8 protein-coding genes are annotated in these 11,777 nt (G+C 66.5%); 2 read left to right on the plus strand and 6 right to left on the minus strand.

The genetic code is table 11. The features are described from left to right. The first annotated feature begins 64 nt into the window (after positions 1-64). Together V3B64_RS18355 and mtnC are read left to right on the plus strand one after the other, a co-directional pair. Complete coding sequence (locus V3B64_RS18355; RefSeq protein ID WP_153854912.1) at positions 65-622, plus strand: acireductone dioxygenase; 558 nt, start codon at positions 65-67, stop codon at positions 620-622. A 3-nt stretch (positions 623-625) separates the two neighbouring features. Next, positions 626-1,321, plus strand: coding sequence for an acireductone synthase (gene mtnC / locus V3B64_RS18360; RefSeq protein WP_329914659.1), 696 nt, complete (start codon positions 626-628; stop codon positions 1,319-1,321). Positions 1,322-1,449: 128 nt separating this feature from the next. On the opposite strand, the gene V3B64_RS18365 is transcribed toward mtnC, so the two are convergent. The 6 genes from V3B64_RS18365 to V3B64_RS18390 form a co-directional block, all read right to left on the minus strand. Beyond that, positions 1,450-4,068 (minus strand): glycoside hydrolase family 2 protein, encoded by a 2,619-nt coding sequence (locus V3B64_RS18365; RefSeq protein ID WP_329914660.1) that lies wholly within the window; start codon positions 4,066-4,068, stop codon positions 1,450-1,452. Positions 4,069-4,159: 91 nt separating this feature from the next. Then, positions 4,160-5,386, minus strand: coding sequence for an AGE family epimerase/isomerase (locus tag V3B64_RS18370; protein ID WP_329914661.1), 1,227 nt, complete (start codon positions 5,384-5,386; stop codon positions 4,160-4,162). Continuing rightward, positions 5,383-6,378, minus strand: coding sequence for a carbohydrate kinase (locus V3B64_RS18375; protein WP_032130344.1), 996 nt, complete (start codon positions 6,376-6,378; stop codon positions 5,383-5,385). Before V3B64_RS18375 ends, V3B64_RS18370 begins: the two co-directional genes overlap by 4 nt. 7 nt (positions 6,379-6,385) lie before the next feature. Beyond that, positions 6,386-7,699 carry an L-fucose:H+ symporter permease gene (fucP, locus tag V3B64_RS18380; protein ID WP_049398498.1) on the minus strand — a complete coding sequence of 438 codons (1,314 nt, stop codon included), beginning with the start codon at positions 7,697-7,699 and terminating at the stop codon, positions 6,386-6,388. Between the two features lie 59 nt (positions 7,700-7,758). Beyond that, positions 7,759-8,808 carry a LacI family DNA-binding transcriptional regulator gene (locus tag V3B64_RS18385; protein WP_032130346.1) on the minus strand — a complete coding sequence of 350 codons (1,050 nt, stop codon included), beginning with the start codon at positions 8,806-8,808 and terminating at the stop codon, positions 7,759-7,761. A gap of 96 nt (positions 8,809-8,904) precedes the next feature. Beyond that, positions 8,905-11,370: a GH92 family glycosyl hydrolase gene (locus tag V3B64_RS18390; RefSeq protein ID WP_329914662.1), complete on the minus strand. Its 2,466-nt coding sequence runs from the start codon at positions 11,368-11,370 to the stop codon at positions 8,905-8,907. Positions 11,371-11,777: the final 407 nt, after the last annotated feature.

Genomic DNA, 11,777 nt, shown 5'->3' on the forward strand with positions numbered 1-11,777 from the left:
GGAATCTGCACCTCGTGCCCACCCTGCTACCCTGTCTTCCCCCCGAGACGTTCAAGCTGCCGCCATGAGCCGACTGCGCATCTACGACGACACCCGCCCCGAATCGCCGCTGCTGGATACCCAGGACGGCGCGATCATCGCTGCCGAGCTGCAGAAGATCGGCGTCACCTTCGAGCGCTGGCAGGCCACCGCACCGGTCGCACCGGGCGCCAGCCAGGATGAAGTATTCGCCGCTTACCGCGCCGACATCGACCGCCTGGTTGCCGAGCGCGGCTTCAAGAGCGTGGACGTGGCCTCGATCGCCCCGGACAACCCGAACCGCGCCGAGCTGCGCAGGAAGTTCCTCGACGAACACTTCCACAAGGAAGACGAGGTGCGCTTCTTCGTGGCAGGCTCCGGCCTGTTCACCCTGCACGTGGGTGACAAGGTCTATGAGATCGAGTGCGTGAAGGACGACCTGATCGCCGTACCCGATGGCACCACCCACTGGTTCGACATGGGCGACGAGCCCAGCTTCGTCGCGATCCGCTTCTTCACCGAGCCGGATGGCTGGGTCGGTCACTTCACCGGCACCGACATCGCGCAGAAATTCCCCCGTTACGTACCTACCCAGGCGTCCTGATCCATGCAGCCCCGCGTCATCCTGACCGATATCGAAGGCACCACCAGCAGCATCTCGTTCGTCAAGAACGTGCTGTTCCCCTATGCCCGCAAGGCGCTGCCCGCGTTCGTCGCCGAGCACGGCCAGCAGCCGGAAGTCCGCCGCTGGCTGGATGCGGTGGCCACCGAGATCGGCGGCGCCTGCCAGGACAGCCTGGTGGCCGAGACGCTGCAGGGCTGGATCGACCAGGACCGCAAGCACACTGCACTGAAGGCGCTGCAGGGCCTGATCTGGGACGAAGGCTACCGCCGCGGCGATTACACCGCGCATTTCTACCCGGAGGTGGCGCCGGTACTGAACGGCTGGCACGCCTCCGGCCTGCCGCTCTACGTGTACTCCTCCGGTTCGGTGCCGGCCCAGAAACTGTTCTTCGGCTTCAGCGACGCAGGTGACCTCAGCCCGCTGGTGTCGGGCTGGTTCGACACCGAGATCGGCGGCAAGCGCGAGGCCGAGAGCTACCGCCGCATCGTGCAGGCCATTGGCGTGCCGGCCGGCGAGATCCTGTTCCTGTCGGATGTAGTGGAAGAACTGGATGCTGCCCGCGAAGCCGGCCTGCAGACCCGCCTGATCGACCGCCTGGACGACTACCCGCTGCCGCGCACCGGCCAGGCCGTCAACGGCCACGAGCGCGTCGAGAATTTCCAGCAGATCCAGCTGTAAAGAAAAGATGTGTGCGGACCAACGGTCCGCACCTACCCGTCTCCGCTTCTGGTAGATGCCAACCTTGGTTGGCATGTTCGGGGTGTGCCAACCAAGGTTGGCACCTACCAAAACAGGATGCGCCGCCCTCAACGATCGTTGAGGGTTTTTACCTTCAGCGCTTCGCGCAGCGTCGTCAGATCCACCGGACCGCGCACCGCGATATCGCGGGTTTCGCCCGGCAGCAGATCCAGCAGGTTGTCTTCCACCTGCACGTCCAATTCACCGAAGTCGATCCACGCCGAACGCATGTAGGCCGCGCTTTCCAATCGCAGACGGTAGTGGTCGCCTTCAATGGACAGGCTGGCCTTGAGCTTCTGCCGCGGCAGGATCTGATCCTTGGCCTCAACGAAGCCGACAACCTGGCGGGCACTCACCGCCCCGTTCTGCAGCAGTTCGAACACGGCCACCGTGCGCTTTGGATCGGCACCGGCCAGCAATTCGGCGTCGCGGAAATCACCGATCGAGGTGACACCGGCAGCGGCCAGGGTCACCGCTTCCTCGCGGCGGCGAAGCACCTTGCCGTCTACATCCATCACCCGCAACCGCCAGCGTGCATCCAGCGCGGCACCGTCGTTGATCAGGCGCACCCGCGTACTGCCCTCGTCGCGCAACGCCGCCACCGCCACCGGCGCGAAGAAACGCCGCGCGGCGAAGTGCAGCGCCTTCCAGCGACCGAAGTAGTCCACGCTGGACCATGAAGCACCTGGCCAGACGTCGTTGAGCTGCCAGTACAGCGAGCCCATCGTGTACGGCCGCGAGGCGCGATGATGCAGCGCCGCCAGTGCGATGCCATCGGCCTGCATCACCTGGCTGAGGTAGACGAAGTCCTCGAAGTCCTTCGGCGTGCCGTAGCCCAGTTCGATGTAGTGCAGCAGGCGGCTGTTGCCCTCGCCGGCCATGAATTTCTGGTGCGCGCGGATCACCGGGCTGTCGATGCGCTGCTCGGCGCGGGTGGCGATCTGGTCCACCGTCGCCACCGACGGCCACGCCTGCAGCCCGTACTCGGACATGAAGCGCGGGGTCTCGCGCAGGTAGGCCTGCACCGGCAACGCCGGATTGCCCCAGACCTGCCAGTAGTGCTTGTCGCCACGCGTTGAATCGTTGGCCTTCTCGTCAAGGTCGTTGCTGGGCGAGCTGGACCAGTACGGCACGCCCAGCCCTTCCTCGCCCACCAGCTGACGCAGGTCGTTGCCGAACAGGTCGACGTAGCCCTGCCAGACCTTCGCCGCAAATGCCGGGTCAGCTGCCTTCAGGTCGCGGCCGTGACCCCAGTCCTTCCAGGCGGTTTCCTCCTCGTTGTTGCCACACCACAGCACGATGCTGGGGTGATGGCGCAGCCGGCGCACGTTGTCGCGCGCCTCGGCCACCACGCTGGTACGGAATGCCGGATCGTAGCCCGGCTGCATGCCGCCGCCGAACATGAAATCCTGCCAGACCAGCAGGCCCAGCTCGTCGGCGATGTCGAAGAACGCGTCGTCCTCGTAGTAGCCACCGCCCCAGTTGCGCAGCATGTTCATGTTGGCATCGCGCGCGGCGGTCAGCACCTGGCGCAGGCGTGCGGCATCGACGCGTGCGGGGAAGGCATCGAACGGAATGACGTTGGCGCCCTTGGCAAAGATCTCCACACCATTGATGACGAAGGCGAAGCCCTGCCCTCCCTTGCCGTCTTCCTCGCGGCGCAGTTCGACCGTGCGCAGGCCGATGCGCTGCTCGCGCGCCAGCGTTGCATCGCCGCCACCATCCAGGCCAGCCTTCACGGTATAGCGATCCTGCGCACCATGGCCCACCGGCCACCAGCGCCGCGGCGTGGCCAGCTCAACCGGCAGCTCAACCGTATTCTGGCCCGGCTTCAGCAACACCGTGCGTTGCACCTGGGCCACGTTGCGGCCTTCCGGATCCTGCACATCCACAGTGACCATCGCAGAACCGGCAGTGCTGCCCTGCTCCACCTGCAGCAACACCGCCAGCTTCGCCTGCTCCGCGCTCAATGCATCGGTACGCACGGCAAGATCGGTCAGGCGGTGCGCGTCCCAGGCCTGCAGGTCGACCCCGCGCCAGACCCCGGCGGTGACATAACGCGGGCCCCAGTCCCAGCCGAAGTGGTAGGCCGGCTTGCGCGCGAAGTTGCCGACCATCGCCTCCTTCGGCTCATCGCCATAGGGCGACGGGTAATTGCCAGCGATCTTGTGCGGCATTGCCTGCACGCCCGGCAGCAGCGTGCGGATCGGTGAGCGGAACACGATCTGCAGTTCGTTGCCGTTCGCGCGCAGGCGCCCGTCCACACGTGCATGCCACGTGCGGTGCGCGTTGTCCGCGCGCAGCAGCGGCTTGCCGTTGAGGCTGACCTCGGCGTAGGTATCCAGCCCGTCGAAACGCAGCTCGGCGTTCGGCTTGGCCAGCGTCGCCGCATCCACGTCAAAGCGGGCGCGGTACTCCCAGGCAGCCAGGCCGATCCATTGCAGCTCGGCCTCGGGTGCACCGACATAGGGATCGCGGATCAGCCCATGCGCCAGCAGGTCGGTGTGTATGCTGCCCGGCACCTTCGCCGCCCGCCATTGCTGCAGGCCTGGGTGGGCTGCACCCTCGGCGTCGCCGGGCAGCATGCGGAACTCCCACTGTGCCTGCAGAGGCGCCGCAGTTGCCGGGAAAGCGGACGCTGCGATCAGCAGCAGGAGCAGACGGACAACGAGGGAAAGGCGATGCACGTGGCGCTCCTGTTTTTCCGCCGGGCGTGACCCGGCGCTACCGATTTCGGATTGCCAGGCATGGCCTGGCACTACTGCATTCGAACGATCTTCAACGCACGACGTTCAACACTTCGTAGCACGCGCCCATGGTGTGGTAATCCACCTTGCCGGCAGGGCTTTTCTCGTCGCTGTACTTGCGGTTGTCGGCATCGAGAATGCGGAACCATGCACCGTACTGGTAGTCGACGAAGTGCTCCCACGAATACGCCCAGATGCGTTCGTACCACTGCCAGTAGCGGTCATCGCCGGTACGCTTGGCCATCAGCGCGGCGGTCGCCAGCGTTTCGGCCTGCACCCAGAAATACTTGTCGTCGTCGCAGACGAAGCTGTCGCCGCCGATCGGGGCGCCGTCCATACCGGGCTGCCGGCGCGATTCCGGTGCGAAGCCGTAGTACAGGCCACCACGGGTGTCGTCCCAACTGCGTGCGATGGCGACGTCGAACAGATGCTGCGCGGTCGGCACCAGCCAGTCGGCCTGCACGTGGCGATCGAGGATCAGCAGCAGTTTGGCCCACTCGGTCTGATGCCCCGGCTGGAAGCCCCACGGGCGGAACAGGTGCTTGGGATCGTCCAGGTTGTAGTCCCAGTCGATTTCCCAGTTCACATCGTAATGTTCCCAGACCAGGCCACCGGCCTTGGCGGCCTGGCGGCGGGTCATGTTGTCGGCCAGCTGCAGCGCGCGCTCGACATAGCGCTGCTCGCCACTGGCCTCGAACGCGGCCAGCATCGCCTCGCACATGTGCATGTTGGCGTTCTGGCCGCGGTAGCCGGTGAAGTTCCACTGGCCGTCAGCCTCGTCCTTGTACAGACCGTGCTGCGGCTCCCAGAAGCGCGCTTCCAGCAGCTGCCAGGCCTCGTCCATCCAGTCGCGCGCCTGCTCGATGCCGGCCTTCAGCGCGCAACTGTAGGCCAGCAGCACGAAGGCCACGCCGTAGCAGTGGTTCATATCGTCCTCGACCTTGCCGTCGCGCAGGGTCCAGGCATAACCGCCGGTGGCCGGGTTACGGTGCACCTCGCGCAGATAGCGCACGCCATGCTCGACAGCCTCCCGGTATTCGGCATTGCCGAACTCGCGGTAGGCCATCGCATAGTTGAAGACGAAGCGGGTGCTGCTCACCAGGTGGCGGTGGCTGGCATCGTAGATGCTGCCGTCATCACGGAAGTAGTGGAAGAAACCGCCGTCCGGATCGATGCAGCGCGGGTGGTAGAACGCCATCGTGTCGGCGATATGCGCGCGCAGGAACGCGGGCGAACGGAAATCGGGCGAGGTGCTCATGCGGTAATGTCCTGGGCCTGCAGCAGCTGCTGCACTTCATCGAGCGAGGGCATCGCGGCGAACGCGCCCTTGCGGGTAACAGCCAGCGCACCCACGGCGGCGCCGAAGCGCAGCGTGGCGGTGATCGCCTCCGGGTCCTGGCAGAACGCGGCAAAGCCTGCGCCCGCCCCACCACGCTCCAGCAGGCCGACCAGCACGCCACCGACGAAGGCATCGCCGGCGGCCGTGGTATCGACGGTGGCCACGCGGAAGCTGGTGACCGTGCCGTGGTTGTCGCGCGTGTACCAGTGCAGCGTGGCCGCACCATCGGTAACGATGACCCAGCGCGCCTGCGCGGCCAGAAGGCGCTTGAGCACCACTGACTCGCCATCGGCACCCAGCGGTGCCGCCAGGTAATCCAGCTCCTCGCGCGACAGCTTGACCAGGTCGGCGCGCTCCAGCGCCTGCCACAGGCGCGGCGTCGGATCTTCGTTGGCTGGCCACAGAGCCGGGCGCAGGTTGAGGTCCAGGCTGACCACCGCACCGGCGGCACGGGCGCGCTCCATGCCGGCGAAGGTCGCCTCGGCGATGGCCGGCTCGGTCAGGCTGTTGGAACAGACGTGGAAGCACTGCGCGCTGTCGAGGCACTCCGCCTGGAAGTCACTGTCACGGAACAGCAGGTCAGCCGCCGGCGGGCGGTAGAAACTGAAGCTGCGCTCGCCACTGGCATCCAGCGCGACGAAGGCCAGCGCAGTCTTGGCGGCGTCGGTGCGCACGATGTAATCCGTGCCCACGCCGTGCTCGACCAGACTGTCGGCCAGGAAGTCACCGAACATGTCGCGGCCAAGCATGCCGACGAACTGGGTCTTCGCCCCCAGCCGCGCAGCCGCCACCGCGACGTTGGCCGGCGCACCGCCGGCGTACTGCAGGAACGCGCGCGGGGTATCGGCCGAGGCCGGCGGCTGCGCTAGTAGATCGATCAAAATTTCGCCGAAGCAGACAATGGCACCCATTTCCGACTCAGCCTCCCTGCGTTGCGGAAGCCGGCGGGCGCGAACCCACCAGACCGTAGAAGATGATGTAGACGTAGCAGACCACCGGCAGCACGAAGCTGAGGTGCAGACCGATGCGGTCGGCCAGCATGCCCTGCAGCAGCGGGATGATCGCGCCGCCGACGATGGCCATGATCAACAGGCTGGACGCCTTGTTGGTCAGCGGGCCCAGGCGTTCGATGGCCAGCGAGAAGATGGTCGGGAACATGATGGAATTGAACAGACCGGTCGCCACGATGCCGTACAGCGCGACCTTGCCACCCGACGCCAGCGTGACGCCCAGCAGCACCACATTGGCCACTGCGAATCCGGCCAGCAGGCCGCGCGGCGAGTACTTGGCCAGCAGCCACGCACCTGCAAAGCGACCAACCATGGCGCAGCCCCAGTAGGCCGACACATAGTGCGTGGCCTGCTGTTCAGTCATGCCGCCGATCTCCGGCAGTGCCAGGTAGTTCACCATCAGGCTGCCGATGGACACCTCAGCACCGACGTAGAAGAAAATAGCCAGCACGCCGAAAAGTACGTGCGGATGCTTGAGTGCATCCAGCAGCGTGTGGTGGCCGCTGTCGGCCTGCTCGGTTGTCTCGGTCAGGCTGGGCAGGCGGAACAGGTAGACGAACACTGCCAGCAGCACCAGTGCGATGGCCAGGCCCACGTACGGGCCCTGCACCGACTGCGCTTCGGCGGTACGGTAGGCAATCTGTTCGGCCACGGGCAGCGCGTTGATCTCGTCGCCGCTCTTCACTGCGGTGCTCAGAATCAGGAAACCACCAAACAGCGGCGCCAGCGTGGTACCCAACGAGTTGAGTGCCTGCGCCAGGGTCAGACGGCTCGATGCGGTCTGTTCCGGGCCCAGCAGCGCGACGTAGGGATTGGCTGCCACCTGCAGCACGGTAATGCCGGTGGCAAGTACGAACAGCGAACCAAGGAACGCTTCATAGGTGCGCAATGCAGCCGACGGCCAGAAGCCCAGCGCGCCCACGCCGGCGATCAGCAGGCCGGCGATGATGCCCTTCTTGTAGCCCAGGTGGGCCACCAGCCGACCGGCCGGCACCGACATCAGGAAGTACGCGCCGAAGAAGGTGAACTGCACCAGCATCGCGCGGGTGTAATTCAGTTCGAACACCGCCTTCAGGTGCGGAATCAGCACGTCGTTGAGGCTGGTCAGGAAGCCCCACATGAAGAATATGGTGGTGGCAACCGCCAGAGCAGCACGGACATTCATGACCGGCGCCTGGCTGCTGGAGGTACCCGATGGACGGGGCGTTGCGGAGATCGGCATGCGGTACGCGCCTCGATGCGCGGAAGGTCGTTGTTGCGTGGAAGGGGTGTACGGAGGAATCAGTTCGGTCGTGAGGCACTGCTTTCGCGGATGCGCAGCTGCACCGGCGCAACCGTGCGCCGTGGCGGCGCATCCGGCTCGTCCAGTCGTTGCAGCAACAGCGCGGCAGCTTGCCGGCCCCGCTCGCGCGGATCGGCAGTGAGCGTGGTCAACGGCGGCACCGCGACCGACGCCTCGGAAATGTCGTCGAAACCGGTAACGGCAAAGTCGCCACCCGGACGGATGCCACGCGAGTTCAAGCCCAGCATCAGGCCCAGCGCGACGGTGTCGTTGTAGCAGACCGCTGCACTCGGCCGATGGCCATCGGCAAACAGCTCATCGGTGCGCGCTGCGGCTTCCAGGCGGTTCGGTGCCGACTCGATCATCCAGCCTGGCGGCAGCGACAGACCGGCCTCGGCCAGCGCCTGCTGGAAACCGGCACGGCGCTGGTGGCACGAGCTCGATGCAGCGTGGCCGCCAAAGAAGGCAATCTGGCGATGGCCGCGTTCGATCAGGTGGCGCGTGGCCAGATAGGCGCCGTGCTGGTTGTCCAGGGTCAGGAAATCCCAGTCGGCCCCGTCCAGCTCGCGGTTGAACAGCAGCACGTTGGCATTGGCACCTAGTGCCTGCCGCAGCAGCGCGGTATCGCTGCCCTCGGCCGGCGACAGGATCAGGCCGGCCGGCGTGTGCTCCATCAACGTGGACAGCACCGCCTGCTGCCGCTCCGGCGATTCACCGGTACTGCCGAGCAGGGTCACGTAACCGCGTCCGCCCAGCGCCTCGTCCACGCCCGATGCGAATTCGGCGAAGAACGGGTTGGACAGATCGTTGATCACCAGCGCGATGCTCGACGAGGTCCGCCGGCGCAGGTTGGCCGCCGCGCGGTTGTAGACATAGCGCTGGCGGCGCAGTTCGGCCTCGACCTTGGCGCGGGTATCGACGTTGACCAGCGGGCTGCCGCGCAGCACCAGCGATACGGTTGCCCGTGACACGCCGATGGCACGCGCGATGTCGGTCACCGTCACCGCCTTGCCGGCGCGCTTGCTGGGACTGCTGCCGTTGTCGTTCATCGTCTTCCCGGACTCCGCTGGAGGCTCAAGCCTAATGGATCAGGGCCCTGTCGTGCCGTGCCGTTCGCTGGGTCACCGCGAACGGCACAGTCCGTCTCAGCGCAGCTGGCTACCCGGTGCCGCACACCAGGACACCGGCAGGTCCTTCACCGCCGTGCCCCAGCCCTGCTCCGGCGCCTTCGCATCGAGCGCGAACTGCAGGCGCGGGCCCTGCTGGAGCTGGTTCCAATCCAGCCACACCGGCGCATGCGCCTGGCCATCGACCTTCACACCCTGCACGTACTGCAGGCGGCGGCCATCGGCCCCCGGCGCGTCGATGCGCAGGGTGCGGCCATTGCCCATGTCCACTTCCACCTTGCTGAAACGCGGGGTGTGCAGCAGGAACTGGCCGCTGCCGGGCACCGCCGGATACACGCCGATGGCACTGAACAGGTACCAGGCCGACATCGTGCCGAGGTCATCATTGCCGGTCACGCCATTCGGCGCATTGGTGAACAACTGCTGCGCGGCACGCACCACGGCGGCGGTCTTCCACGGCTGGCCGATCAGCGTGTACAGCCACGGCGAGTGCAGGTCCGGCTCGTTGTTCGGGTTGTAGCGGAACTGGTTGTAGTAGCTGTACGGCCCGACCACCCACTCCTTGCGGGCGGCATTGAGCGGATCGGCCTGCAGCGCGTCCATCGCGAAGAACGCATCGAGGCGGCGACCGGCCTGCTCGCGGCCATCCATCGCTTCGACCAGGCCCGGCACGTCCTGCTGCGCCAGCCACTGGTACTGCCACGCCGTGCCTTCATGGAAACCATGGTGCGAGCGCGGGCTGTAATGGCCATCGGCCGGCGTGTACCACTGGCCGTCCTCGGTACGCGGGCGCGGGAAACTGGTGAAGCCGGTCTCGGCATCGCGCACCTGCGGGTCCCACACCTTGCGCCAGTTGCGGCCGCGCTCACGCAGCGTCGCCGCGTCCTGCGCGTGGCCGAGGCCATCGGCCATCTGCGAAAGCGCACAGTCGGCCAGCGCGTATTCCAACGTGGCCGAACCGCCGTGGTGCGGATCGACGTCCATGCCCTTGGATGGGAATGCGCGGTCGTAGACCACGTAGCCCTTGTCCAGGTAGGTCGGGTTGCCGGAACGGCCGGCCATCCGCGAGTTCAGCGGCGGCGTGCCGAACGCGTTGCGGCGCAGCGCATCCCACGCCTGCGATTCACGGCCCTTGAGCGCACCGAAGCGCCACAGGTCGACCATGAACGGCGTGACCGGATCGCCGGTCATGATGTTGGTCTCGAAGTTGGCATAGCCCCAGCGCGGCAGCCAGCCACCCTGCTCGTCGATCGCCAGCAGGGTACGGCCGATGTCACGCGCCACGTCCGGGCGGGTCAGTGCCAGCCACTGGTTCTGCGCGCGGTAGGTATCCCACAGCGAGAAGTACTCGTAATAGGTCCAGCCATCGGCACGGTGGATGCCATCGTCATAGCCGCGATAGCGGCCGTCGGCATCGTTGCCGGTCATCGGCTGCAGCAGCGCGTGGTAGGCCGCACTGTAGAACACGGTGCGGTCATCGGACGTACCGCCCTGCACACGCACCCGACCCAGCTGCTCACGCCACGCCTGCTGGGACAGTGTGCGCATGCGGTCGAAACCGAGAAGCGCCCCACCCTGCATGCCGTCCGCGCGCAGATTGATGCGCGCGCCTTCGGCGTCCACATGCGAGATCGCGCTGACCGCCGTCACCGACTGGCCCTTGGCCAGGTCGAAGCTGAGCCAGGCGCCGTTCGGCTTCTGCTCGCCTTCCATGCTGTGGCGCGCGCCGGGCAGGCCACCGCCCTCACCCCAGGTGCCATGCGCCTTGAACGGGCGGTCGAACTCGATGCGGAACCAGGTGGTGTACTGATGGCCGCCGCAGAAACTCTTGGTGACCAGCTTGCCTTCCACCACGCGGTCGCCGACCACATCGACCACGCTGCCGATCACCGAGTGGCGCTCGTTCGCCTGGCCGACATTGACCAGCACGTGGCCATCGCCACTGCGCTGGCTGAAGGTGTAGCGCTCGGCCGCGGCACGCGTACGCGCGGTGGTCTCGGCATCGATGCCGCCGTAGCTGGTCAGCCGCACCTTGTAATAGCCCGCCTGGCCGATCTCGCCGTCATGCGTGTACGACGCGGCATAGGCCTTGTGGTCAAACTTCTTCGCGTTGCCGGTATCGAAATCGCCGCCGGGACCGATCGAACCGGTCACCGGCAGCACCGACACCTGGCCACCCTGCTCCCAGCAACCTGCGCCGGAGATGAAGGAGTGGCCGAAACCGCGGATCTTCTCGTCGTCGTAGCGCCAGCCCGAATAGTGGCTGCCGATCGGGCTGACCTGGATCAGGCCGAACGGTGCCGACGCGCCCGGGAACGTGTTGCCGTCGTCCTTGCTGCCGATGAAGGTGTTGACCTCGCGCTCCAGCGCAGCCGGCGCGGCCTGCAGCAGCACCGGCACTGACGACAGTGCGAGCAGGCAGGCCAGGCGCAGCAGCGGGCGCGAGGACACTGGGACGGCGGGAGCGGACGGCACTGGACGCATGTCGGGTTCCTGTAGTCGATGAGGCGGAGGCAGACGGCCGGGGCCGTCCGGCACCGTTCCGCTGAGCCCTGCCCTGACCTGCAGAGAGCTCCCCCTGGAATGACGCCCGACCCACCAGACCGTGGATTTAGATCGATTCAAGTAGAGCATGCAGGTTCAGCCGAATGCATTCTGCGGCGCAGCATGAGAGGGGAATTCGGCAGGGCTGCGCCCTGCACCTGCTCCAAGCCAAGGCAAGGCAACAGCCGGAGCAACAGCAACAGCTGACTATCCGTGGGTAGGCGGGGTGGGTCCGGTTGCGGGGGACGCTGCAAGTCCCCCTCCGGGGCCCGGCCCAGCCGCTGGCGGCTGTGCGTTCGGGCGCTTGCGAAGCAGTGCTTCGCAAGCAAAGCGCCCTCACCCATGTA

It is taken from the genome of Stenotrophomonas sp. SMYL86 (genome assembly GCF_036320025.1).
GTDB lineage: Bacteria > Pseudomonadota > Gammaproteobacteria > Xanthomonadales > Xanthomonadaceae > Stenotrophomonas > Stenotrophomonas maltophilia_A.

What these genes read in the sequence shown, in the direction of transcription:
- V3B64_RS18355 (WP_153854912.1), top strand. Translation starts at nt 65, where the DNA reads ATGAGCCGACTGCGCATCTACGACGACACCCGCCCCGAATCGCCGCTG.
- mtnC (WP_329914659.1), top strand. Translation starts at nt 626, where the DNA reads ATGCAGCCCCGCGTCATCCTGACCGATATCGAAGGCACCACCAGCAGC.
- V3B64_RS18370 (WP_329914661.1), bottom strand. Translation starts at nt 5,386, where the DNA reads ATGAGCACCTCGCCCGATTTCCGTTCGCCCGCGTTCCTGCGCGCGCAT.
- V3B64_RS18375 (WP_032130344.1), bottom strand. Translation starts at nt 6,378, where the DNA reads ATGGGTGCCATTGTCTGCTTCGGCGAAATTTTGATCGATCTACTAGCG.
- fucP (WP_049398498.1), bottom strand. Translation starts at nt 7,699, where the DNA reads ATGCCGATCTCCGCAACGCCCCGTCCATCGGGTACCTCCAGCAGCCAG.
- V3B64_RS18385 (WP_032130346.1), bottom strand. Translation starts at nt 8,808, where the DNA reads ATGAACGACAACGGCAGCAGTCCCAGCAAGCGCGCCGGCAAGGCGGTG.
- V3B64_RS18390 (WP_329914662.1), bottom strand. Translation starts at nt 11,370, where the DNA reads ATGCGTCCAGTGCCGTCCGCTCCCGCCGTCCCAGTGTCCTCGCGCCCG.